Origin of the sequence: Pedobacter sp. SL55, from assembly GCF_026625705.1 — a bacterium.
GTDB lineage: Bacteria > Bacteroidota > Bacteroidia > Sphingobacteriales > Sphingobacteriaceae > Pedobacter.
This window is the reverse complement of the sequence record NZ_CP113059.1, coordinates 1,383,022-1,408,588: the sequence shown is the minus strand read 5'-3', so window position 1 is coordinate 1,408,588 and position 25,567 is coordinate 1,383,022. Positions and strand designations below refer to the sequence as shown.

At 38.2% G+C, this 25,567-nt stretch carries 24 protein-coding genes; 3 read left to right on the top strand and 21 right to left on the bottom strand.

Features of this window, described 5'->3' with window-relative positions; translation table 11 throughout:
- The first annotated feature begins 173 nt into the window (after nt 1-173).
- Entirely contained in the window at nt 174-503 is a 330-nt protein-coding gene (locus OVA16_RS06420) for a hypothetical protein (protein WP_267764300.1), read from the top strand.
- A gap of 115 nt (nt 504-618) precedes the next feature.
- Nucleotides 619-2,925: a TonB-dependent receptor gene (locus tag OVA16_RS06415; protein WP_267764298.1), complete on the top strand. Its 2,307-nt coding sequence runs from the start codon at nt 619-621 to the stop codon at nt 2,923-2,925.
- Nucleotides 2,926-3,197: 272 nt separating this feature from the next.
- On the opposite strand, the gene hutH is transcribed toward OVA16_RS06415, so the two are convergent.
- The 16 genes from hutH to OVA16_RS06335 all read right to left on the bottom strand — a co-directional run bounded on the left by hutH (nt 3,198) and on the right by OVA16_RS06335 (nt 18,558).
- The gene (gene hutH, locus OVA16_RS06410) at nt 3,198-4,688 is read right to left on the bottom strand and encodes a histidine ammonia-lyase (RefSeq protein WP_267764297.1); all 1,491 of its coding nucleotides are present in this window, start codon (nt 4,686-4,688) and stop codon (nt 3,198-3,200) included.
- Between the two features lie 153 nt (nt 4,689-4,841).
- Complete coding sequence (gene rfbA, locus OVA16_RS06405) at nt 4,842-5,702, bottom strand: glucose-1-phosphate thymidylyltransferase RfbA (protein ID WP_267764296.1); 861 nt, start codon at nt 5,700-5,702, stop codon at nt 4,842-4,844.
- Between the two features lie 28 nt (nt 5,703-5,730).
- Nucleotides 5,731-6,597 carry a dTDP-4-dehydrorhamnose reductase gene (gene rfbD / locus OVA16_RS06400; RefSeq protein WP_267764295.1) on the bottom strand — a complete coding sequence of 289 codons (867 nt, stop codon included), beginning with the start codon at nt 6,595-6,597 and terminating at the stop codon, nt 5,731-5,733.
- On the bottom strand, nt 6,598-7,650 hold the full coding sequence (rfbB, locus tag OVA16_RS06395) for a dTDP-glucose 4,6-dehydratase (protein ID WP_267764294.1): 1,053 nt from the start codon (nt 7,648-7,650) through the stop codon (nt 6,598-6,600).
- Between the two features lie 67 nt (nt 7,651-7,717).
- The gene (locus OVA16_RS06390; protein WP_267764293.1) at nt 7,718-8,287 is read right to left on the bottom strand and encodes a DUF3109 family protein; all 570 of its coding nucleotides are present in this window, start codon (nt 8,285-8,287) and stop codon (nt 7,718-7,720) included.
- Nucleotides 8,288-8,435: 148 nt separating this feature from the next.
- A complete protein-coding gene (locus OVA16_RS06385) occupies nt 8,436-9,209 on the bottom strand; it encodes a DUF3108 domain-containing protein (protein ID WP_267764292.1) in 774 nt (257 codons plus the stop codon).
- A gap of 117 nt (nt 9,210-9,326) precedes the next feature.
- The gene (locus OVA16_RS06380; RefSeq protein WP_267764289.1) at nt 9,327-9,842 is read right to left on the bottom strand and encodes a DUF2480 family protein; all 516 of its coding nucleotides are present in this window, start codon (nt 9,840-9,842) and stop codon (nt 9,327-9,329) included.
- Nucleotides 9,843-9,968: 126 nt separating this feature from the next.
- Nucleotides 9,969-12,068: a peptidylprolyl isomerase gene (locus tag OVA16_RS06375; RefSeq protein ID WP_267764287.1), complete on the bottom strand. Its 2,100-nt coding sequence runs from the start codon at nt 12,066-12,068 to the stop codon at nt 9,969-9,971.
- Nucleotides 12,069-12,198: 130 nt separating this feature from the next.
- Complete coding sequence (locus OVA16_RS06370; protein WP_267764285.1) at nt 12,199-12,849, bottom strand: hypothetical protein; 651 nt, start codon at nt 12,847-12,849, stop codon at nt 12,199-12,201.
- Nucleotides 12,850-12,903: 54 nt separating this feature from the next.
- Nucleotides 12,904-14,211, bottom strand: coding sequence for a hypothetical protein (locus OVA16_RS06365; RefSeq protein ID WP_267764282.1), 1,308 nt, complete (start codon nt 14,209-14,211; stop codon nt 12,904-12,906).
- 1 nt (nt 14,212) lies between these two features.
- A complete protein-coding gene (locus OVA16_RS06360; protein WP_267764281.1) occupies nt 14,213-14,950 on the bottom strand; it encodes a type III pantothenate kinase in 738 nt (245 codons plus the stop codon).
- A gap of 413 nt (nt 14,951-15,363) precedes the next feature.
- The gene (locus OVA16_RS06355; RefSeq protein ID WP_267764280.1) at nt 15,364-15,783 is read right to left on the bottom strand and encodes a DUF6427 family protein; all 420 of its coding nucleotides are present in this window, start codon (nt 15,781-15,783) and stop codon (nt 15,364-15,366) included.
- 55 nt (nt 15,784-15,838) lie between these two features.
- Nucleotides 15,839-16,165, bottom strand: a complete 327-nt coding sequence (locus OVA16_RS06350) for a hypothetical protein (RefSeq protein ID WP_267764278.1) — start codon at nt 16,163-16,165, stop codon at nt 15,839-15,841.
- Nucleotides 16,166-16,252: 87 nt separating this feature from the next.
- The gene (locus OVA16_RS06345) at nt 16,253-17,239 is read right to left on the bottom strand and encodes a glycosyltransferase family protein (RefSeq protein ID WP_267764276.1); all 987 of its coding nucleotides are present in this window, start codon (nt 17,237-17,239) and stop codon (nt 16,253-16,255) included.
- A gap of 98 nt (nt 17,240-17,337) precedes the next feature.
- Nucleotides 17,338-18,189, bottom strand: a complete 852-nt coding sequence (locus OVA16_RS06340; RefSeq protein WP_267764274.1) for a UDP-2,3-diacylglucosamine diphosphatase — start codon at nt 18,187-18,189, stop codon at nt 17,338-17,340.
- Between the two features lie 228 nt (nt 18,190-18,417).
- Complete coding sequence (locus tag OVA16_RS06335; protein ID WP_267764273.1) at nt 18,418-18,558, bottom strand: hypothetical protein; 141 nt, start codon at nt 18,556-18,558, stop codon at nt 18,418-18,420.
- 133 nt (nt 18,559-18,691) lie between these two features.
- Here OVA16_RS06335 and OVA16_RS06330 point away from each other — a divergent pair, with 133 nt between their 5' ends.
- Nucleotides 18,692-19,759 (top strand): acyltransferase family protein, encoded by a 1,068-nt coding sequence (locus OVA16_RS06330; RefSeq protein WP_267764272.1) that lies wholly within the window; start codon nt 18,692-18,694, stop codon nt 19,757-19,759.
- On the opposite strand, the gene OVA16_RS06325 is transcribed toward OVA16_RS06330, so the two are convergent.
- The 5 genes from OVA16_RS06325 to OVA16_RS06305 form a co-directional block, all read right to left on the bottom strand.
- The gene (locus OVA16_RS06325; protein WP_138729915.1) at nt 19,760-20,008 is read right to left on the bottom strand and encodes a DUF4834 family protein; all 249 of its coding nucleotides are present in this window, start codon (nt 20,006-20,008) and stop codon (nt 19,760-19,762) included.
- Between the two features lie 93 nt (nt 20,009-20,101).
- Complete coding sequence (locus tag OVA16_RS20225) at nt 20,102-20,581, bottom strand: TonB-dependent receptor plug domain-containing protein (RefSeq protein WP_420712337.1); 480 nt, start codon at nt 20,579-20,581, stop codon at nt 20,102-20,104.
- A gap of 76 nt (nt 20,582-20,657) precedes the next feature.
- Nucleotides 20,658-20,858: a YwbE family protein gene (locus OVA16_RS06315; protein WP_267764271.1), complete on the bottom strand. Its 201-nt coding sequence runs from the start codon at nt 20,856-20,858 to the stop codon at nt 20,658-20,660.
- 83 nt (nt 20,859-20,941) lie between these two features.
- On the bottom strand, nt 20,942-22,981 hold the full coding sequence (gene uvrB, locus OVA16_RS06310) for an excinuclease ABC subunit UvrB (RefSeq protein WP_267764269.1): 2,040 nt from the start codon (nt 22,979-22,981) through the stop codon (nt 20,942-20,944).
- A 206-nt stretch (nt 22,982-23,187) separates the two neighbouring features.
- Complete coding sequence (locus OVA16_RS06305) at nt 23,188-25,557, bottom strand: M1 family metallopeptidase (RefSeq protein WP_267764268.1); 2,370 nt, start codon at nt 25,555-25,557, stop codon at nt 23,188-23,190.
- Between the last annotated feature and the right edge of the window lie 10 nt (nt 25,558-25,567).

Here is a 25,567-nt window from a genome sequence, read left to right as displayed (position 1 = left end):
CACATTAGAACCCTAAGACTTAAATGGACTAAGGTGTCTAAGGTGGTTCATCTAATTAACGAATTAGTCATAGAAATCTAAAATCGTAATTCTAAAATCTAAAATACCTCCATTGTTACAGTTTCAAATCTAAGGAATAATTATTATTTGATTAATTTTGCATTCTAATGCGAGTGAAGAAACGTCATTTCTTAAAACAATTTTCTGCGGTAGTAATCTTAGCGATATTTTCGTTAGCCATTACGCCTTGGGGAGCCTTGCATCATCATGAGAGCGAAACCATCGTTCACGAAAAAAACTGTACGCATACTGTACACGTAAAAACATCTGCCGAAACTTGTTTGATTTGTAAAGCGCATTTTGAGAAGAACTTTACAGCAGATTTTCAAAATTACCTGATTTACTTGAAAAGTAATCCCGTTAAGCCAGTTTACCCATTGGTTGGTAACTCATTTACCGAGGTTATTGCTAGTTGCCTACGTGGGCCGCCGAGCTTTTCATAAACAACCTACCTATTTTTTGCTTACCTGCCACTAATGGCGATGATTAAGCATTTCCAAATTATCCTATTATTTACTCCTCAATGGTTTAAATCCGTTGAGCTATATTTTTTCGTTTATGAAAAGGTTACAAATTTTAGTAACTGTTTTTGGCCTATTGCTATCTTTAAATACGTTTGCTAATTCATTAGTTAGCATTAAAGGAAAAGTAGTTGACGCCAATACACAAGCACCTTTAGCCGGTGCTACCTTATATATTTCTGATTTAAAAGCCAGTACCAGCACCAATGCCAATGGCGAATTTACTTTCAATAACATCCCATCAAAGGGGAAATTTTTATTGGAAGTTCGTTATTTAGGTTACAAAACTTCATCGAAGCTAATTGACTTGGCTGCACAGCAAGACATCAGCTTTGCTTTAGAGCCCTCTGTAATTGAAAGTGCAGAGGTAGTGATTACCGGAACTCCTTTTAGTGCCAACAACAAGACCAACAGTTTGGCAGTAGTATCGGTTAGCCGTGATAAATTGGCACAATCTGCTGCCACCAATCTGGTAGATGCGATTGCCAAAGTGCCCGGAGTTTCGCAAGTAACTACTGGTGGTGCAATATCTAAACCCACCATTAGAGGTTTAGGTTACAACCGTGTACTAACCATGGTTGATGGCGCAAGAGAAGAAGGCCAGCAATGGGGCGACGAACATGGAGTGCAAGTAGATCAATTTTCTGCTGCTCGTATCGAGGTACTGAAAGGCCCAGCGAGTTTACTTTACGGTTCTGATGCTTTGGGTGGTGTCATTAACATTATTGATGATTTAGTACCTGCTGAAGGAACTTACAACGGTAACTTCACGACCAACTACAACACCAACGGCGGCTTAACTGCGTCCTCATTAATGATGCAAGGTAACACCAATGGCTTTGTTTACCGCGGGCGTGTGTCTTACAAAAATGCTTATGGTTTTGGGTATAAAAATCAAATCGTACCAAACGCAGGCTTTAACGAAATCAATACCAGTGCCATGTTGGGCTTAAACAAAACTTGGGGTTATACGCATTTGAGTTTATCTCGCTTTGCCACCAACATTGGCTTGGTAGAAGATGGGCCAAATGAAGATGGAAATTTCTTGGACGAAGACGGAAATGTAATTAGTAAAAGTGAAGCGAAATCACGTTCATTAAATTTGCCTTTCCAAAACATTAACCACTATCGTGCAGCCTTAAATAGTAACGTATTACTTGGCGGCGGACAGTTAAAATCTACCTTTGCTTTTCAGCGTAACATTAGAAAGGAGTTTGAAGAAACTAAAGACGAGCCAGGTTTAAACTTGGGTTTGAACTCTTACACTTACGATGTGAAATATTCTTTTGCCAACAATGGCGTATGGGAGCCAACCATTGGTTTACAGGGTATGTACCAAACCAACAGAAATAGCGGCGAAGAGTTTTTAGTACCAGATTATAACAGCAATAACGTTGGTGCTTTTGCCTATTTGAAACGTAATTTCGAAAACGGAGCAATCAATGCTGGTGTACGTTACGATTACAAAAAAATTGATGGTAAAGATTTGTTCGAAGATCATGGCGATCATCAAGATCAGGTATTTAGTGCTTTCGATAATAGCTTTTCAAATTTCACAGGTTCTTTGGGTTTTGCTTTTGATATTGCTAAAAACTTAAACCTAAAAGGAAATATTGGTTCTGGATTTAGAGCACCAAACATTGCAGAACTAGGCGCCAACGGCAAACACGAAGGTACTTTTAGGTACGAAATTGGTAACAGCAGCCTCAAACAAGAAACGAGTTTACAGTTCGATTTAGGTTTGACTTATCAGGCAGAAAACATCACTTTAGGCTTAAATGCTTACAGCAATAAAATCTATAATTACATTTACCTGAGCAATTTAAATGGCGAGACCATTGTGGCTACAGACCATGATGGCAACACAGAAACCCTGCCTGTTTATCGCTTTTTACAAACAGATGCCAGTTTGATTGGCGGCGAGGCATCGGTAGATTTTCACTTGGTAAAAGCGCTGCATTTTGAAAACACTTTTGCTTACGTAAAAGGTACCAACAACGCAACCAATTCTCCTTTGCCTTTTATCCCTGCAGCAAGCTTAAATAACGAAATTCGTTTTGAGCCAAGCATCAAAGGATTAAATGATAGTTTTATTAAGGTAGGTTTAACTAATGTTTTTAAACAAGATAGAATTGATGCCTTTGAAACAGAAACTGATGGCTACACGCTGTTTGATGCCGGAATTGGAACTTCATTTAAAACCAAAAAAGGAAAATTAAACGTTTGGGTAACCGGACAAAACCTAACTAATAAACTTTACTATAACCATTTAAGTCGTTATAAATTGGCCAAAATTTACAACCCTGGCCGTAATGTAAGTTTTGGAATTAGCGTGCCGTTGTAAAAAAAGCCCCTCCAACCTGTCCAAAGGGGAGGCTTTATACCCAAGACGCAGACTTACGAAGTTTTGAAAACTTCGTAAGTCTCATTTCTATTGCCGTCATTTCGAACGTAGAGCTAAATCTAGCACATCGCAACTATTTGTTAGATTTTACTTCGTAGAGCTATGGTTCTCCTCCTTCGGTCGTCGAAAGCACAAGATTGGGCTTAACTTTTCTAAATCAATAATCTTATGATTTATATTATTCTACTCGTTATTGTTATTTGCCAAGCCTGTTAATTACAAGCTTCGCTACGAATAAATTGAACAGCCGATTGTATATCTTTCGCCAACAACCTATCCGCCTCGTTAAAGCTCACCACCGCTCTAAAATCGCTCAACAGTTTTTCGATTTTTAATGATGATTTGAGTGGCCTTCTCAATTCCAAAGCTTGTGTTGCCGTAATTAACTCGATGGCTAAAATGCGCTCCAAGTTTTCTACCACACGTAAACATTTGGTGGCTGCGTTGGCACCCATACTCACATGATCTTCCTGTCCGTTGCTACTTACAATGCTATCTACTGAAGCTGGTGTACACAATTGCTTATTCTCACTGGCAATAGAAGCCGCAGTATATTGTGTAATCATCAAACCCGAGTTTAAACCTGCGTTTTTTACCAAAAATGGTGGTAAACCTCGTGTTCCCGAAATCAATTGAAAGGTTCTTCGTTCCGAGATAGAACCAATTTCGGCCAATGCCATACACAGAAAGTCCAAGGTTAAGGCCAATGGTTGGCCATGGAAATTACCAGCAGAAATGATCAAATCTTCATCTGGAAATACGTTTGGATTATCGGTTACCGAGTTGATCTCTGTTTCGAAAACCGACTGGATATACCGAACACTATCTTTACTAGCGCCATGCACCTGCGGCACGCAACGGAACGAATAAGGGTCTTGCGTTTGTTTACCTAATTGTGTAATTAACTCACTTCCCTCCAGCCATTGCTTAATATTCTCTGCGGTTGCCAACTGCCCTTGGTGCGGACGGATGACATGGCTAAGATTTAAAAATGGGTCAATCCTGCAATCAAAAGCATCAATGGCGGTAGCGGCAATGGCATCGGCCCATGCCAACAAATGCTGCGCTTTTAACAAGCAGTGTACGCCATAAGCACTCATAAATTGCGTGCCATTAATAAGCGCTAAACCTTCCTTACTTTGTAAAGTTAGTGGCGGCCAACCTAATTGTTCGTATAATTGAGCGGTGCTGATTTTTTGGTCTTTATACCACACTTCTCCCTCCCCAATTAATGGAAGTGCCAAATGCGCTAAAGGAGCCAAATCTCCAGACGCACCTAAGGAACCTTGGGTATAAACTACTGGCAAAATATCGTGATTATAGAAATCTACCAATCGTTGTATGGTAGTTAAAGCAATGGCAGAGTGTCCATAACTTAACGATTGAATTTTTAACAATAGCATCAATTTTACAACTGGCTTTGGCACTTCATTACCTGTTCCACAAGCGTGGGATAACAGCAAATTATGTTGAAGTTGGGTAAGTTGATCTGCTGCTACCTTTACATGTTGCAGGTAACCAAAACCCGTATTAATTCCATAAATCGGTTCTTCGGTTTTGCTCATTTTATCATCTAAATACTTTCTGCATTTAATGATTTTTTCTTTGGCAATAGCCGATAAAGCAATATTTTGCGACGATTGAATAATTTCTTGAATAGCAGAAATCGTTAGCCTATCAACGCCAATTTCGTACACGGTCATATCAGTTTCATTTGGTGGCTCAAATGTATAAATAATGACAAACTTTAAATATGTTAATACAAAATAAAAGCCGCCAGTTTAAAGACAAGGTATCTTCAAACTGGCGGCTTCAAAATTATCTAGTGTAATTAGCAATTGGCCAATGAGGCCATCCTACTTCACAATCTTCAACAGATATTCGCCATAACCACTTTTTACTAATGGCTTAGCAATTTCTCTCAGTTGATCTGCGGTAATGTATCCCATACGATAAGCAATTTCTTCGATACATCCAATTTTTAAACCTTGTCTTTCTTCTATAATTTGAACAAATTGGCCGGCTTGCATTAACGAAGCAAAAGTTCCGGTATCTAACCAAGCTGTACCTCTACTTAAAACACCTACTTTCAATCGGCCGCTTTCTAGGTAAACTTTATTTACGTCGGTAATTTCGTACTCGCCACGGGGCGATGGTTTTATGTTTTTTGCAATTTCTACCACATCGTTATCATAGAAATATAAACCTGGTACTGCATAATCAGATTTAGGCTGTGCAGGCTTTTCTTCAATAGAAATTGCCTTATTGTCTTTATCGAACTCTACCACACCATATCTTTCCGGATCTGATACTTGATAAGCAAACACCACTCCACCATCCGGATTGGCACTGTTTTGCAGCAATTTAGCCATACCATCACCATGAAAGATGTTATCGCCTAAAACTAAGGCCACTTTATCTTTACCAATAAACTCCTCGCCTATTACAAAAGCTTGCGCCAAACCGTTCGGTTCAGGTTGTACTGCATAACTAAATTTACATCCCAATGTACTCCCATCGCCCAACAACTTCTCAAAATTTGGCAAATCATGCGGAGTGGAGATAATTAAGATTTCATTGATCCCTGCCAACATCAAAGTAGACAATGGGTAATAAATCATAGGCTTATCGTAAACAGGCATCATCTGCTTGCTTGTAGCCAAAGTTAATGGATGCAATCTCGTGCCGCTTCCGCCAGCTAATATTATTCCTTTCATGATTGAATTGGATTTTTTTGTTGTTTGGTTATTGGTTGTTTAGTCGAAGTTGCTCTATACATTCCTTCAAGCTGTCCATCCAATAAGGTACGATTATGTTATAATCTCTCTTAATCTTTGTTTTATCCATCACAGAGAAGTGCGGACGTGTCGCTTTTGTTGGATAAGCACTTGTAGGAATTGGGTTTACATTAACCTGCGTACCACTCAAATCAAAAATTGCTTTAGCAAAATCGTACCAAGAGGTTACGCCTTCGTTACTGAAATGGTAAACCCCGTATTTTTTTTCAGGATTTTGTATGATATCGAAAATGGTATTGGCTAAATCGATAGCATAAGTTGGCGTACCTACCTGATCTGCAATGATGTTTAATTCATCACGATCAGCACCCAATTTCAACATGGTTTTCACAAAGTTATTTGCAAACTCAGAATACAACCAACTGGTACGAAGAATGATATGCTGATCTAGTTCTTCGGCGATAGCCAGTTCCCCGTCCAACTTTGTTGCGCCATACACACTAATTGGTTTAGCCACGTCGTCCTCATTCAATAGCTTGATGTCATTGCCTTCGAATACGAAATCGGTAGAGATGTGTACTAGCGTAGCTTGATGTTCCTTACATAGTTCCGCCAAATTCTTAGCACCAGTTTCGTTTACCGCCTTCGCAATGTCAGCTTCGTCTTCTGCCTTATCTACGGCGGTATAAGCTGCGCAGTTAATTACGTAAGCGGGTTTTTCTTGATTAAAAAGCGATGAAAGATCGGCTACATTTAAAATATTTGCAGCGCCCTCATCAGGAAATACCACTTCTGTAATGCTTCGCTGAGCTACAATTTTTTTGATGGACTGACCCAACTGACCGCCAGCACCTATTACCAGTACTTTAGCCATTTATTTATGATTGTATTGCTTTTCGTAATATGATTGATAATTGCCCGAGGTTACATTACTTAACCATTCTTCGTTAGACAAATACCATTCTACGGTTTTTTCTAAGCCTTCTTCGAATTGCAAGCTAGGCACCCAGTCCAGTTTTTCTTGAAGTTTGGTAGAATCGATAGCGTAACGTAAATCGTGACCAGCTCTATCGGTAACAAAGGTAATTAGTTTTGCTGATTCTCCTTCTTCACGACCCAATTTTTGATCCATGATTTTACACAACAAGTGAATCAAATCAATATTCTTCCACTCGTTATGCCCTCCAATATTATAGGTTTCACCAGTTTTAGCTTCGTGAAATATGACATCAATTGCTCTTGCATGATCTTCTACCCAAAGCCAATCTCTCACATTTTCGCCTTTACCATAAACAGGCACAGGCTTATTGTTTTTAATGTTATTGATAGCTAAAGGAATTAACTTTTCTGGAAAATGATGCGATCCGTAATTGTTAGAACAGTTAGAAATCACGCAGTCTAAACCATAAGTATCATGATACGCTCTTACAAAATGATCTGAACTTGCTTTAGAAGCCGAATAAGGACTATGCGGATCGTAAGCCGTAGTTTCGGTAAACATTCCTGTTTCTCCCAAAGCGCCATAAACTTCATCAGCATTTACGTGGTAAAATCTCTTTTTATCGTAATCGCCTTTCCAGTATTCTCTGGCTGCGTTTAAAAGATTTACCGTACCAATTACGTTGGTCATTACAAATGCAGTTGGGTCGGTAATAGAACGGTCTACATGGCTTTCGGCAGCCAAGTGAATTACTGCATCAAAATTGCTTTCTTTAAACAACTCGTTAATTGCTGCTGCATCTGTAATATCGATTTTAACAAAGCTGTAATTTGGCTTGTCTTCGACATCTTTCAAATTAGCCAGATTACCAGCATAAGTTAGTTTATCAAGGTTTACAATTTGATAATTTGGGTAGTTATTTACAAACCTACGTACTACATGCGAACCAATAAAACCCGCACCTCCTGTAATTAATATTTTCTTCAAAGCGATATTTATCTTGTTGGTTGCAAAAATATAAGAAACTATCTATTAAAGAGATGCTTTTGATTATTTATTCAGCATTTGCAGCAATATTATCTTCTAGCTCGGTATACCACTCGGCACCATACTTTCTAATCAAGGGATCTTTTAAGAATTTGTAAACAGGTACTTTCAGTTCTCGACCAAAAGAACAAGCGTCTTTACAGATATGCCATCTATCGTAATTCAACACTTCAAATTCAGGGTATTTTGTAATTCTAATAGGGTATAAGTGACAAGAAATAGGCTTTTTCCAATCTACAATTCCTTCTTCGTAAGCTTTTTCTATAGCACATTTGGTAATGCCGTTTTCGAAGGTTACATAAGCGCATTCTTTATGCCCGTCTACACAAGGCGTAGTTAAATCTCCATCTACATCTAATACAGAAGTTCCATATTCTTCGATGGCTGCAATGCCTTTTGGGGCTAACAAATGTTTAATTTTTGGATAGATTTCTTCCAGAATTGCTTTTTCAGATTGTTCAAGAGGTGCACCCGAATCTCCTTCTACACAACAAATTCCTTTACACTTGCTTAAATTACATACAAAATCTTCGTTAATTAGATCTTCATGCAATAAGGTACTTTGAACTTCTATCATTTTATGGTTAATTGTTTAAACTGCGTACCCCGATAGCTATCGGGAGGTTAACTGTTACTTCATTCAAAATCATCAGCAAAAAGTTCTGCTTAGCCATTTTGCACTACAGCTAAGCGATTAAAACCATTAACCGATTAACCAAAAACAATTAACCCTTTCCTATCGGGTATTTCAAGCCTTCGGCCGATTTGATTTCTAACGTTACCGAACCAACCAAAATTTCCACCTGTGCTTTTACCGGAACTCGGTTACCGTCGTCGGTAATCCAAAGGTACAACTTACTATCCTTTTTAAAAATACGTCCAGGCTTAATAGATGGACTAAATTTTAGACAACTGATATTTCCTAGCTTTGTTTTAATGGTTTCTTTACCTACATATTTTATTTCCAACGCAGAGATTTCATCGCTCAAGAAATAGTTTAGCTTAAAGGTATCGTTAAGCTTAATCTTAGACATATCTAAACTACGGGCAAAATAATAGGCAGAAACCAAATCGAAAGTTTGTGTGGTAGGTGTGGCAAATGTGCCTTTGTTGGCTATTACTTTTTTGCCATCTTGGTAAAACCTTGCTTTATCTTGCCTACGATATTTGGCTTCTCTTACATCTTCTTGATAAAAATAAGGGGTTAGTTCTGTCTTATCGATATACGAATCGTAATGATCTCTAATTTTATAGAACACGTCGAAAGTGCCCGATGTACGTGCATCTACCACCAATTTGTAGGTTGGCTTGCCATCAAATTTCATATCAGAAGCTTCTACTTTTATCGTAGCTTCTGCCGCAGTGATAAAACCGTATTTCAATTTATAGCTTAAAACCTCTCCTTCTTTAAAAGCAGCCTCTTTTTTTACCGGAAGCTCTTGGGCAAACCCAAAATTAGTTATTGCCACCAAGGCTAATATTAACGACAATTTTCTCATACGGTTACTAAAACAAAAAGCAATCCAAACTTTTGTAAACAGGTTTAGTTATTTAGATCACTAGAAGTTAAATATACATACATCTTCATCAATAGTGTCGTTATCTCGTTCTCTTCGTTAATCCTTGCGCTTGTAAATGGGAACTGTAGAACAAGGCTCGCCGTACATGATACTTTTAACCACCGGGGTAAGCAAAGCTGTAATTTCTACATAGGCAGAAACTGGAATTTGAGGATTTGCGCAACCCTTAACCACCACTCTCTGACCGGCATAATCTTCTAAATTTACTTTCGTCAGTGCTTTAGAGAACAATATGGTATCTAACAAATCTAAATTACCAAATACAATATCGTTTGCGTAAGGTTTCATTTTGTTGGCCAGCAACATATAAGCCCAAGTAGGCACAATAGCATCCGCAGAACAAATTATTGCCACGTTCTTGCCTTGATATTGTTGCCAGTTGTGTTCTTTTACAAACTCACGAAAATCTTTCTCTCGCAACATTAATCCGTGAAAAAGATTGTCTTTTATATCATACAGCACACGTTCGCCTTTATCCAGATAGTCTTCTAGGTTAAAGGTAATCAATCCGCTGGCCGCTACTTTATTTACGATGTTTTCTTGAATATCCATTTTACAAAAGTCAAAAGTGTAAAGTCAAAAGTTTAAAGTGGCAAAGGAGCCGAAAACTAATTCCCTTAAAATAAAAAAACCGTCCCGATGGAAAATCGAGACGGTTACAAAATTAAGTAAATAAGCTTAATAGAATTTCACTCTATTGTCTTTTATATCGCTTTTTTCTTGCAATGCTTGGAAAGCACTACCCAATGCACGTTGGCTAATGTTCATTAGCATGCTTTCTTTTTGTTTAAATGTATTTGCCAAAGGAGCAGGGTTTGTAAAACCGTCTACAACGTAAACATATACACCTCTCTCGCCGGTAATAGCTTTAGATAATTTACCAACTTGAGAACCAAACACAGCGCCTACCACTTTATTTTCTTGTGATAAACCTGGAATAATTGGATTTGCAAATACCATATTTTGAACCGGAATGGCTGTTTTGCCAACTTTAGAGGCTACCGCATTGATATTTGAAGCACCTGACAATGCTTTGTCAAATTTCTCGGTTAACATTTTAGCTTTTTTAGCATTTAAAACCTGAGGCTCGATTTGTTTCTTCACATCTTCTAAAGAAAGCTGACCTTTAGGCTTAATGCTAGTTACCTGAGCAACTACATAAGCGTTATCCATGTTGTAAACTTGAGCTAAAACCTCGCCTTTATCTGCCTCGTAAGCATCTCTAATTAACTGGCGTGGATTGTCTAAACCTGGAGCATAACCTTGTGTAGCCGTAATTCTATCAGCTAATCCAACGGTGTAACCTTGCTTTTGAGCTAAAGCACTAAAGTTATCAGATTTAACTTCACTTAAGAAAGCATTTGCTTTTTTGTAAGCTACATCTCTTGTTTTTTGGCTAGGTGCTAAAGTTTTTTCAATGTAAGCTAACTTCACTACTTTAGAAGAACCTACTTGTTTTTCGATTTTGATAACGTGGATGCCGAATTGAGATTTAACCACTTTGATATCGCCAGTTCGGCCATCAAAAGCTGCATTCTCAAACTCAGGAACCATTGCACCACGAGCGAAAGTACCTAAATCGCCACCTTGGTCTTTAGAACCATCAACACTATATTTTTTCGCTAAGTCAGCAAAGCTACTTCCGCCTTGCGCTAATGCTTTTAACGAATCTGCTAACTTAACTGCTTTTGCATCGCCACCAACTTGTGCTGGATTAATTAAGATATGGCTAGCTTTTACCGAGTCTGGAGAGAAACGGCTATCAACCACTTTAACTAATTTATAAGAGTTACCTGAGAATTTAGGTCCGTAGAAACTGCCTACTGGATAATTAAAGATTACTGAATCTACTGCTGGATCTAACTTGCCTTTAGAAAGGTAAGTATAAGGCACTTTCACATCCGAATTGTTAGCTGCAAATAAAGAATCGTTAGGCGTAGTTTTGAAATCTGCCGCCAACTTCTCTACTTGAGTTTTTACAATTGCGCTATCAGCAGCAGTTGGCTGAATGCTGAAAGATACATATTGCAAATCTCTTGTTTCTTGAGGATTATCGAAACGTTTTTTGTTTTCTTCGTAGTAAGCTTTATAGTCTGCATCTTCTAGCTTAACGTTAGCATCTAAGATAGAGCTATAGTCAAGGTTTACATATTTAAAGTTTACCAGTTTGTTACGATTGATATACTCGTCGTTTGCTTCAAGGCTAGAAACGTAAACAGAGTTACTAATCAATTTGGTATATTTTTGTTGTAAAGCCTGTTTTTCGATTTCACTTTCTAACAACAACCATTGCTGAGCCAATTGAGGGTTTTGATTTCTTGATTTTAAAGAAGAAATTACCGCTGCTCTATCGAACTCGCCAGTTTGTGGGTTGCCAAAATATTGGGTAATTAATGGGCTTGGATTTTTACCTTGGATTAAATCGAAAAGCTCATCTGCAGATACGGTTAAACCAACGCGTTCAAATTCTTTACCTAAAACCACGGTAGCAATTTCTGATTGCCAAGCTTGGTCTACCGCCATTGCTTGCATTTGTGCGTTCATTACGCCACCATATTGTTGCTTAAACTGAGCAGAAGTTTGCTCTACTTTAGCATTAAATTGATCGTATTTAATAGCTTCGCCATCAATAGAACCTACCTCGGTTCTTGAACTTGCACCAAATATTGCTGTACCTTGTTGCAATAGTGGTTCTAAAACAAATAACGCCAATACTACTGCGATACCTCCTACCAAGAAATAGCCCATTTTGGTACGCATGAAAGTCATTAAACCCATATTATTCTTTATATTAATTTTATTTTAAGAGGGCGCAAGATACAAATTTGAAACAAATTAGGAAATATTAAATTTCAATTGTTTTTTGAGTTGAAAACTAGCAAGATACAGTAGCCAAATATAGCGCAAACTATGGTAGTTTACCGTTCTCTACATTAGCCTGCCCTGATGGCATGGTAATACTGTAGGTGCTAAAATCTTGCGGAGCCGAAAAACTTGTACCATTAAGAATATTGCCATCTTTTGTGGTTACCGTACCTGCCGGAGAAGTGTACAAGCGCTTATTTTCGTCCCAAGTAAGTTCTTCGGTTGTAAAAGTCATGTTATCGGTAACTACTACCACGTTTTTCCGGAAAATGGTTATTCGCTCGGTTTCATTGTTTATGGCATAATCTGATGTGATGCTACCTTTGGTTTTTAGAAAATCATCTAAAAAATAGATTTTTACCCCTTTTGGCATTTCGCTGTAAATAGCGCCAGTAGATGGCTTAACCTTATCTAAAATTGGGGCATAACCTTTTGCCTTTACTTTAGCAGAATCGCTGTAAATTACCTCCACACCATAAGTACGGTCTTTGCTTAGGGTAACTTTTTTAGCATCAATGGCTGATACTTTTTTTAAATCATCGCCCTCGCAAGAAGAGAGTAAAAAGGCAAAAGTAAAAAGTAAAAAGCAAAAAACAGGCAGCTTAAAACGGTAAGGGCGAGCAAAATTCGAAGTTCGATCAAGACTAACCGTTGACCATCGATTATTGACCTTTAACCATTGAACTTTAATCATCGATTTAAAATACAAAGTACTATTACCTAAATCCTAATCATTGGTAACTAAAACTTAATCGAACTTAAATCTTTGGAACCACTTATCGTTTAACATGAAACCTAAATGGAAAGTAACATAACGCTCTTGAATTAACCCGTTGGTTATTTTACCTCTTCTGCCAACCTCAGCAGAAACGTTCATTTTATAAAACGATGATCTTGCATAAGAAGACAGTGGCAAACCCAAGCCCACAGTAACCGCCATTTGTTTGATATCTTCGTTATTCATTTGGATGTAGGTTTTATCGTAAGTTAAGCCTAAACGGTAATCTACCCTTTTAAAATAACCATTAATAGCGGTTATATCTGGCGTAAATTGCCCGCCAACAGAAACACCATAGGTATTTTGCAGGTTTTGATTTACGTTATCGATAGTCATTTGAGACCATTTGCCCATACGGTAATCTGCGCCTATTAACCACTTGTTTTCTTTTTGTAAAGTAAAACCAAAGTTATGCATTAAAGGAAGCTTAAGGTTTGTTTTTCCGTTTGCTATAAAATCTAAAGTATCTAATGCAGATTGTGCGTTGCCCTGAGAGTCTTTGTTATAAATAGTAGTGTATTGGCTTCTTTCTGAGTTTAACTTAGAACTAGCAGAACCCGAGTAGCCAAGCACTAAAGAAGTTTTGTTGCCTAAACGGAAATCGTACTGCAAGCCATAACTAAAATTCATGCCGTAAATACTGTTCTTTACCTGATCTGCAGAGTTTACTGCACCTACCTCTGCTATTTCGGTTGCTCTATTTTGAATTAAGTTACCAAAAAGGTATTCGGCGTTAGCACCTACCCTAAAATGATCGCCAAACTGAATGCCATAACCAATGTAAGCCTTAGATAAGCCTCCTTCGCCATTGTATAAATAATCTACCGTTTTTGCGCTCGTGCCAGTGCCTATGGTAGTGGTGTTTTTAAAATCGTAACCAAGTTCTGAGTATGGTAAAATACCAATACTTACCGCCGATTTTTGGGTTACCGGAAAGGCCATGGCCACGTGGCTTAACGACGAATTGAAGCTTGTTTCGCTCAAATTACTCGTTCTTAACTCGGTAGAACTGCCAGACATACCAATATCTAAAGTTGTTAAATATATACCCGCATAAGACGCAGGATTTTGCATATTGATATTATTGATACCACTAGATCTAAAAACACCTGCAGCAATACCTCCCATACCTCTTTGTTGCGGCAATACAGAACTTCTTAGGTTACCTAAGCCAAATTTAGAATATGGAGACTGTACTGTTGTTTGTGCATAAGCACCTATAGAAAGCGTTAGCAAAGAAAGCGTTGCAATATATACGCACTTAATTTTATTGTTCATTTTATAATGTAATAACTTCATTCAAGCCTTTTAAAACCAAATATGGTTCGTGAGTAATCTGGGCGGCAAATATGCTATTTTTTAATTGCTTAGTCAAAAAAACCGAGTCGCCCCCGGTTATTACCACCTTTAAATTTTTATTTTTTTTATGCTCTAGTGCAATAAACCCTTCTATTTCGTTAAGCGCTCCTTGCAAAACGCCTCGTTTAATTGCCTTATTTGTATTGGTTCCTTCTTCAATTTCTGTTTGCGTTTTATCCCAGGCTACCAAAGGCAAACGCCCGGTGTAATGGTTTAATGCCTTAAAACGCATATTTAACCCTAAACTTATACTTCCGCCAAAGTATTCGTTGTTTGCCGTAAGCACATCATAAGTGATACAGGTTCCGGCATCAATCATCAAGGTATTTTGACCTTGATATAAACAATGTGCCGCCACTACCTTTGCCCATCTATCTAAGCCCAAAGTTTCAGGACTTTCGTAGTGGTTTTTAATTTTACCCGTTATTTTAGTATTAAAACGAGTATAATTGGTGTGTGCTTTTAGCCATGTTTCTAGGTTTTCTATTGTATTGCTTACACTAGAAACCGTCGAATTTTCTATCTGATATTCGGTAATGAGCTGTAAGAGATTTTGCTCTTCAACCCTTTCTAGTTGCTGGAAATAAATGAGTTTTTTTTGCTCAAAGATTGCTAGTTTACTATAGGTATTGCCGATATCTATGACCAGATTATGCATTAAATATTTACGTTACCCAACAACAAATTACGAATAGGAAGAAACATCTATCAGTTTCATGCCACAAAGCTATTAATCTTTGGCAAGTTTCGAGGTATCAATTTGTTAAAAAAGGTTAAAGAGCCCTAAATAGTCTGAAGTCGGAAAGTCCGAGGTCCGAAGCCATAAGGCTTATCGTAGTATAGGGCAAAAGGATTGTGAAATTTATCTTCGGAAATTGCCCTGTCAGCTTCGAACTTTCTAAACGAACAGAAAATGCTGGATACAGATAACCAAAATGGCGAAGAGCGTTTCGTAAAACCAACGCTTTTTTGCATTAGAGAAATAATATGCCAACAAAACAGCACCCGCAGGCACGCAAAGCAAGAAATGCGCTACTGTAACTCCTCTTTTTGTATAGAAACTAAATATGCTTACCAAAAACATAAAAAACAACATCTGAAAAGCCTTACGATACTGATGAAGCTCCTAAAGAAGTTTTCACGCAGTTGCAAAGCAGCCAATATCATGATGATAACTACTGGGATAAGCACCAGATAATCATTGTAATTGATTTGCAGGTTATGCGGAAATTTGTTGGTTAACGGCTGCCAAATATCAATAAAGCGGTGGATATTATCATTCCAGTAATAAAACACAGCTACAAACATAAAAATGGTTAAAAAACCGATGAAGCCAGCAATCCACTCACGCCAGTTAAAGGCTCGATACATTAACAAACTTAGCCACAACATTAACAACATGAGAATGAAGGGGAAGTAAATTAGTGTACCTATGGCAATGATCATCCCCACATCGAACATGATACTCATTGCGCTATTGGTTTTAGACAACTTTAAGAACTTATCTATGATAATGATGATGAGAAAATTGCAAATTAAAGCAGGACTAAGCTAAAAACTGAAGAAACAAACTAGTTCCGGTAATGTAAAGCAGAGCTGGCAAGTAGCTAGGCTTAGCCAACAAACCATGATTGTTTATAATTCTATTGAAAATAAGGGCCTGCAACAAGGTAATTAACGCGGCAAGAAACACATTTGCTTCAGAAGAAAGGGCATCTTTAGGGATGTTAATGAACAGTTTGGTGTAGGGCTCTAAGATTTCGAAACTTAGCTCTGCGGGCAAATTTAAGAAGATAGCAATCCGCATAAAGATGAGGTATGCCACCAACAGCAATAAATTAAGAGGATGTAAGCTTCTAAACTGATTAACCATTCTAAGTAAAAAGTGAGAAGTAAAAAGTGAAAAGAATTTTTAATCCGCTAAACTTTTTATTTGCTACTAGCCACAAAGTAAAGAAATTTATCTGGCAAAAGTATTTACCGTGTGCGCAATAATTGCAGCTGTTTCATCCGGAAAATTAAACTGATGCTCTTGCGGCTTAGCCACAAAATCTTTTAGAATAGGTACCCAATTGTGGTTGCTGCCCCAAATTACAGGCAACCCAAACTGTTTTAAAGCATAGGCATTACACTGCTGCTCATATTGAAAACGCATGGGCGCCACCAATAACTTTTTGCCCAAATGTAAGGCTTCTGCCGGGCCTTCGAAACCGCCCCCCGTAAAAACACCTTCGCAACTTGCCATGCTTTGGTTAAACTTTTCGTTATGAATTGGCTCTACAAAAACATTCCCATCAGTATATGCTATTTTAGTGTGTTTAGAGAAAACTTCCCAACGTACATGAGAAATTTGTTTCAACACATTTACCAAAGCTTTATCATCAATTGCGGGCAAATAAACCGTGTAATGGCCCAAATTTGTGGGAGTTAATTGCCTAATTTCGCTTCTAATTACGGGCTTGTAAATAAAATCGTCGTATCTATCAAAATGGAAGCCGATGTGATGTGTAGTGGGCGCATACCTGCTTAAAATTAGCTTACCCCAATCGATGGTTTTAGGGCGAGGAACTTTTTTGGATTTAAACGCTGCCTGATGACTAAGCGAAACACTTTCTATTCCTTGTAACCTGCAGGCCCAAGCAGAAATAGGTTCAAAATCGTTTAAAATGAGGTTGTAATCGCTTAGTGGAATGGCTTTCATGTCTTTCCTAAACTGAGGAAGGTTCATGTTTTTCCAGGTTTTGTAATGGTCTACACCACCTTTTTTCCCAAAAACAAAACTAAAACCATGAAAATTATACTTAATTTCTTGACTGAGCTTTACATCTACCTGCGTACCGGAAATCAGCAAATCTACTTCGCCATGTTGTTGTAAAAGCGGAACTATTTCCCTTGCTCTGCTCACGTGTCCATTTCCCGTTCCCTGTATGGCATAAAGTATCTTCATTTGGCTCCTAATATCTATATTTTTCGGCAGTATTTATAGTTTTAATTGATTTGACGCTTTTAGCATTTCATTTTGGCAAAACATGATGATTTTAGTTCTTAGGCAATTTCTAACTTAATTTTCTGCAGCAAAATGTTCACGTCTAGCTTTCCGTGTAAATCTTCGCCATCAGAGAGTTCGCCCTGCTCAACTTCATCTTTCACAAAGTTTTGCGCTTCGTATTTAAAAATTTCCCAATTACCTTGGTTATATTCTAAGGCAGTTAAATTTTCTACCCAATCGCCACTATTCAAATATATTACCTCTCCATTATTTGCAAAAATGTTTCTTTTTTCTGGTTGATGGATGTGCCCACAGACTACGTATTGATAACCATTTTCTATCGCCAATTCTGCAGCGGTTTCCTCGAAACTATTGATAAATTTTACGGCATCCTTAAACTTGGCTTTAATTTTTTTGGAGAAACTCATTTTTTCTCTACCAAGTAACTTTAAGCACCAGTTTACCATACTGTTGAGTAAAATTAAACTGTCGTAACCCACGGCACCCAGCTTGGCCAGCCACTTAGAATGTTGCATGGTTACATCAAAAATATCGCCATGAAAAAACCAGGCTTTCTTGCCATCTAATTCTAAAATAAGCTTGTTTTGCAAGTGAAAAGAACCCAGCTGCATATCAGCAAACTTGCGCAAAAGTTCATCGTGGTTGCCCGTTAGGTAGTAAACATTTACGCCTTCGGCAACAAATTTCATGAGTTTACGCAATATTTTCATGTGCGTTTCTGGCCAATAGCGCTTGCTAAACTGCCAAATATCTATGATATCTCCGTTTAGGATTAATGTTTTTGGTTTGATACTTTTGAGGTATTTCAACAATTCTTTGGCATGGCAGCCATAAGTGCCCAAATGCACATCAGAAATTACTACAATTTCTACATTTCGCTTCTCCATAAGTAAATTTTAGAGATAAAAAAGACAGGCCTTCCTGGCAGAAAGCTCCAATTTTTGCCTTCAGATTTATTAATCCTCCTCTTCGCCAACGGTTAATTCATAAGGACTAAAGAAAAACGCTACAAAAACAAGCAAGCATACAATTACAAACAGTTCAAGCATAGTATGAATAATATCTTTCACAAAAGTCTCCAACACTAATTAACTGATTGTTAAGGCATCGTTATTTTATTTTTTCTTGAAAAGCGGGTGCTGTAGTTCTTTTGAAAGGATAATCCTTCTTTCCGCTACAATCTTTTTTAAAATTTCTGTCATGCTGAGGCACGAAGCATCTGTTTCATCGCCTGCAGATGCTTCGTACCTCAGCATCACAGCATATGTCCGGATGATGCAACAAAAAAGTAAGCTTTCGCTTCAATAAGGTTTATGTAACAACGTACGTACACAAAAGCCTTGCCTAAGCCAGCCAAAATGTTTATTCTTGAAACTTAGCAAAACCCAAATGAGCAATCTTTCTTCTCCTTCAGTACTTAAATCTAAAACACATTTCGAAATTTTAGATGGTTTGCGTGGTATAGCTGCTCTTGGTGTGGTTATATTTCACTTTATCGAAATGTACACCCCACATCCAGACGATTTGATTGCCCACGCTTATTTAGCGGTAGATTTTTTCTTCTGTCTTTCGGGATTTGTGGTTGCCTATGCTTACGATGACAGGTTACCGCAAATGGGCCTAAAGAAATTTTTCAAGCAAAGGTTAATTCGATTACACCCACTGGTTGTTTTAGGTACAGTATTAGGCTTACTTGGATTTATTTTCGATCCTTTTGGCAACCAGTGGGAAGCCTATAGCGGTTGGAAAATCGTGCTGCTTTTTTTAGCCTCAGTTTTGATGATTCCTTATCCAGTTATGGCAGAAAGGGCTTTAAATAACTTCGGATTAAATGCGCCAGCTTGGACACTTTTTTGGGAATACGTAGCCAACATTGTTTATGCATTGGTATTGCACCGCTTGAAACGAATTTGGCTTTTACTATTGGCCATTATAGCAGCTGGTGGCATTTTTTACGTAACCATTACGGCTGGCAACATTAGTGGCGGCTGGGCAGGAAATAATTTTTGGCATGGTGGCGCAAGGGTGGCATTCTCCTTTTTAGCGGGTATGTGTATATTCCGTTATCAGTTTATTATTAAAAATCGTTTGGGTTTCCCATTAATGGCACTATTATTGGCATTAGCCTTCTTTGTGCCTTTTAGAGATAGTTGGAACTGGCTCGTAGAACCGCTAATTATTGTGTGCTATTTCCCTTTATTGGTTTCGTTGGGTGCTGGCACCATTTTAAGCCCTTCGCATCAAAGCATTTGTAGATTTTCAGGACAGATCTCTTACCCACTTTACATTACACATTATTTTGTATTATGGGCTTTTGGCAATTATTACGCACAAGCCCAACCCAGCCACCAAACATTGGCTTGGGTAATTCCTTTATTAATTACCTTACAAATTATAATTGCCTATTTGGCTATGAAATTTTACGATTTACCGATTAGAAAATGGCTTTCGAGATAATTACTTCACTTCTTCGTAATCTACAAATTCGCCTAAATTATCGGCGTTGCCCTTTCTCTTCTCTTTTTTAGGCATGTGATCTATAGAAATTGTACCCTCTGGCCTAACCGGACGTTGCTGCTGGCCCGTGGCCTGTTGTTGCATTTTGCTAAAGGCATTTTTAATTACCATAGGAAATATGATCCTCATTAGTAACCTAATTACCCATAAAACAATAATTGCTATTATTAAAAACTTAATTATACCCATTTTTATACTGTTACTACAAATATAGACTTTGTGCTTAGTCTTTTGTTTCAAATAACGATTTTCATTGCAATTTCATTACAATTCAATCTCTGGTTACTTATTAGGTACGATGTTAAGGTATGGAATATCTATAATTCCACTAGAACGTTGAAGCATGATAATTTCTTTTATCCAACTACTTGCCGACACAAACGTTGTCTTGCTGTTTATCGCGTCCTTGTCTACATACACGGCATAATCTCGATACTGCTTTTTTACTTTAAACTTTTTTATCAATTTACTGTAAGGCAAAAGCTTAACTTTAGGTTTTAGCGTTATCAACACTACACCATTGGCACCTCTAATTCCATAAATAGCAGTACTAGCAGCGTCTTTCAATATATCTATTTTTTCAACATCGTTTGGATTTAACAATGCAAAAAACGCTTTGCCACCTTCAACAACCAAACCGTTAACCACATATAATGGACCAGAGTTATAAACCGTAGCCTTTGAAGGGATCATCCCTCGGTGTGTTTCTTGTGCAAATGCGCAACTGCTAATCAGGGCAAATAAAAGTATCAGTCGTATCATTTTTTAAGTTTCTAGAGAGATGATAATTTTTACCTATTTCCATAGATTCAAAAACGATGCAATTTAAAATCGATTGTTATTCTTCTGTAACAATTTCGCAAACACGACCTATTTGCCCATCATCTAAACGCACCTTAATTCCTCTAGAATGAAAAGCTGAGGAGGTTAATAATTTTTCAACCACACCGTAGGTTACATTTCCATTTCGTTGGTCTTTTTTGAGGATGATGCCCACTTCCAACCCTGGATAAATATCTTTTCTGTTTTGTCCTTGCATAAATTTGTTGTTTAGTTTTTTGGATTTTTTGTTCGTTAGGGTTAATTCCAAATACGTATAACTTACAACCTAAAACTTATTACTTACTTCCCAAACCTTTCTTCAAACACTTTCTCTAAAGCAAACATTTCGTCGCGTAGTCGGGCTGCTAACAAGAAATCCATTTCTTTGGCTGCTTTTTGCATTTCCTTACGAGATTTATCTAATGCTTTTTGCAGTTCTGGTTTGGTCATGTACTGCACTACTGGATCTGCCGCTACACTTACCTCATCCACTTCTACGTAAGCTTTTGCTCTGGCTTTTTGTTTTTCTGAAACTTCCAACACAGAAGTCTGCTCCATAATCTCTTCCTTCGATTTACCTACAGTTTTTGGCGTAATGCCATGCTCCAAGTTGTAGGCGATCTGCTTTTCCCTACGTCGGTTGGTTTCGCTAATGGTACGCTCCATCGATTCGGTAATGTCATCCGCATACATAATTACACGGCCTCTATCGTTACGGGCAGCACGGCCAATGGTTTGGATCAACGCTCTATCCGAACGTAAGAACCCTTCTTTATCAGCATCTAAAATGGCTACAAAACTTACCTCTGGCAAATCCAGACCTTCACGCAGCAAATTAATTCCAATTAATACATCAAACTCGCCCAAACGCAAGCCACGTAAAATCTCTACACGCTCTAAGGTTTTTACCTCAGAGTGGATGTACCGACACTTGATGTTCAATCGATCCATGTATTTAGTCAGCTCTTCGGCCATACGCTTGGTTAGCGTAGTTACCAACACACGGTCGCCTTGTTTAATGGTTTTATCAATCTCGTCCAACAAATCGTCTACTTGGTTTATCGCAGGGCGGATTTCGATTAACGGATCTAACAAACCTGTTGGTCTAATTACCTGCTCAATTACCACGCCCTCAGATTTTTGCAGTTCGTAATCTGCCGGAGTAGCACTCACATAAATAGTTTGCGGCGCTAAACGCTCAAACTCTTCAAAGTTCAGCGGTCGGTTATCTAATGCTGATGGTAAGCGGAAACCATATTCTACCAATGATAACTTTCTAGACCTATCGCCACCGTACATGGCCCTAATTTGCGGAACGGTTACATGGCTTTCGTCAATTACCATGAGGTAATCATCTGGAAAATAATCTAACAAACAGAAAGGGCGCATACCAGGCGTACGGCCATCGAAAAAACGAGAATAATTCTCAATTCCAGAGCAATAGCCCAACTCTTTCATCATTTCGATATCGAAGTTAACCCGTTCTTCTAAACGTTTGGCTTCCAACACTAAACCATCGCCCAAAAGCTGCGTTTTACGAGCTTCCAATTCCTCTTGTATGCCCCAAATAGATTGGTTAAACCTGTCTTTTGGCGTAACAAAAAGGTTGGCGGGGTAAATGGCAATATCCTCTAATTTCTCTAAAGTTTTTCCCGTAATTGGATCAATAGCTGATAGTTCTTCAATGTCATCCCCAAAAAATGAAATACGATAAGCGTAATCCATATAGGCTGGATAAATATCTACGGTATCGCCTTTTACTCGAAAAGTACCACGCTTAAAATCGTTGATGGTACGTGCATATAAAATTTCCACCAGATGGTGTAAAAAAGCATTTCTACTCACTCTTGTTCCAACGCCAAAACGATAAACCGACTTCGAAAAATCTTCGGGATTTCCCATACCATAAATACAGGAAATTGAAGAAACGATAATCACATCTCTACGTCCAGAAATTAGCGATGAAGTAGAACGCAGGCGTAATTTCTCTATCTCTTCGTTAATTTGTAAATCTTTCTCGATGTAGGTATTGGTGGTGGGCATGTAAGCCTCCGGCTGGTAATAATCGTAGTAAGAAACAAAGTAGTTTACCGCATTTTCGGGAAAAAACTGTTTCATCTCGCCATATAGCTGCGCCGCCAAGGTTTTATTGTGACTAAGAATTAGTGTTGGCTTTTGCGTTTGCTCAATTACGTTGGCAATGGTAAAGGTTTTTCCAGAACCAGTAACTCCTAAAAGGGTTTGATAATGTTCGGCAGCATTTACCCCTTCTACCAATTGCTTGATTGCCCCGGGCTGGTCGCCGGTAGGTTTATATTCTGAGATGAGTTTGAACTTCATTACTACAAAGATACGGTTTAGGATTGTACGTTATTATAAATCTCTCGTGATTGCGAGGCACGAAGCAATCTCTTTGAGGAAGATATATAGCTTTAAGGTTGCTTCGTGCCTCGCAATGACGAGTAATAAACAGCTGTCCCGATAAAATGTTATGAAAAAAAGAAAGTCCCGCAAATGCAGGACTTCAGTTATTTATCCGAGAATTATTATTTACTTTTTTTAATTTCCAACTGCATTGGATTTATGCCCTCCGATTGACCTCTGCCCGCAGCAGCTTGAGCCGCCTTAAACAATTGAAATTTAGAAGGAGCAGCTTCTGCCGCTCCCCAAGTATTATTACTTTCGTCAATATCGGCAGTTTCGCAAAGCGGGTCAATTTTTATAGCTGCAACCTCTTTATCCAAAGCATAAAACTTGGATGTTTTAATTTCGTTTAAGCGCCAAATTTGAGCAGGTATTTTATCTACCGTTTTTGTTCCGTCTTTAAACGTGAACTCTACTATAATTGGCATTACCAAGCCTCCCTTGTTACTAAAGTTAAGCTCGTAAAAATGCTTATTGCCGTACTTGGTTTTCTCTTCATTGGTAAACTCTTCAAAAGGCAATCTTATTTCTTTTGTTCTAACTTTACTACTGTCAATTTGTACCAAACCTCTGGCGTATTTCCAATAGAAATCTCTCGCTTCTAAATCTTGATCTGTATAAAATTTGATGTTTTTATCTGCCCTATTTCTTTGCTTGCTAATGTCATCATCAGTTAAAATAGGTTTGTCTACCGTTTGTTTTTGTTTTATGGTTTTTGCAGGCTTAGGAAAATCAGCTTTGGCATGTTTTACCTCGTCTAAAGAAATATCGCAAGCATCGGTACTGTAAAACCAACCTCTCCAAAACCAGTCTAAATCTTCGCCGCTGGCATCTTCCATGGTTCTAAAAAAATCTGCTGGTGTTGGATGCTTAAACGCCCATCTTTTTGAGTATTCTTTAAAAGCATAATCGAAAAGTTCGCGGCCCATAATGGTTTCACGCAAAATATTTAAGCCTGTAGCAGGTTTGGCATAAGCATTAGGCCCAAACTGTACAATATTTTCTGAGTTAGACATGATGGGCTCTAACTGATCTTTTGGCAATTTCATGTAAGGCACAATGGCATAAGCTGGGCCACGTTTGCTCGGGAATTTATCATCCCAAGAAGATTCGGTTAAAAACTGCGTAAAAGTGTTCAAACCTTCGTCCATCCAGCTCCATTGGCGCTCATCACTGTTAATGATCATCGGGAAAAAGTTGTGCCCCACTTCGTGGATCACTACGCCAATCATTCCATTTTTTACGGTTTCGCTATAAGTGCCGTCTTCGTTAGTTCTTCCATAATTGAAACAAATCATGGGGTATTCCATTCCATTGGCAGCTTCGATGCTTTGAGCTACCGGATATGGATAAGGAATGGTAAAATCAGAATAAGTTTTGATACTGTGCGCCACTACCCTTGTAGAATATCTACTATAAAGATTGTAAGCTTCTTTTCCGTAGAAACTCATGCAAAGCACATCTTTGTCGGCCACTTTTTGGTTCATGGCGTCCCAAATATACTTACGTGATGAGGTCCAGGCAAAATCTCTCACATCTTTAGCGTGGAAGATCCAAGTTTTTTTAGCAGTCGATTTTTTGCTTTCCGCAGCTTTGGCCTCAGCCAAGGTTACAATTTCTACGGGAGCTTTAGCTGTTTTTACGCTATTGAAACGAGATAATTGTATTGGCGTAAGCACTTGAGCATAATTTTGGCATTCGCCAGTAGAACCCACCAAGTGATCTGCCGGAACGGTCATTTGCACTTTAAAATCGCCAAAGGTTAAGGCAAACTCGCCACGACCGGTAAATTGGTGGTTTTGCCATCCTTGAAAATCGCTATAAACACATAAACGTGGATACCATTGCGCCATCGTAAATAAATAGTTTCCATCGGCTGGAAAAAATTCGTAACCGCCTCTGCCGCCTTTGGCAATGCGATCTACAATTTTGTAATTCCAATCTATATTGAAAACGAATTTATCGCCAGATTTTAAAACCGGTGTTTCAATTCGCATCATGGTTTTGTTGATGGTGTATTTTAAATTCTTTCCTTGCGCATCGGTAATTTTCAAAATGTTGAACCCAAAGCCGTTATCAGCAGCATTAAGCGTAAAATTTTCTACTTGTTTATCTGTTGCATTAGCAGGCATTTTAGTTGCGCTCTGATAATTCGCATTTTTTAGGTTATTGTGCTGGTTTTCGTCGAGCTGTATCCAAATGTAAGTTAAAGGATCTGGCGAATTATTGTAGTAAGTAATGGTTTCGCTGCCTTTTAAAGTCTGTGTGTTTTCATCTAATTCGCATTTGATATCGTAATCGGCACGTTGTTGCCAATACTTTACTCCAGGCGCACCGCTTGCGGTACGTTGCTCATTTGGCGTAGGTAAAATGGTGCCCAATTGCTCAAACTTATTGCCGTGGTTGCTCCCCGGATTATTTTGGATATTTTGTGCCATTGCCGCCGAAGCAAATAACATAGCACTTAAACAAAAACCGTAAAATCTTTTCATTTGATATTTA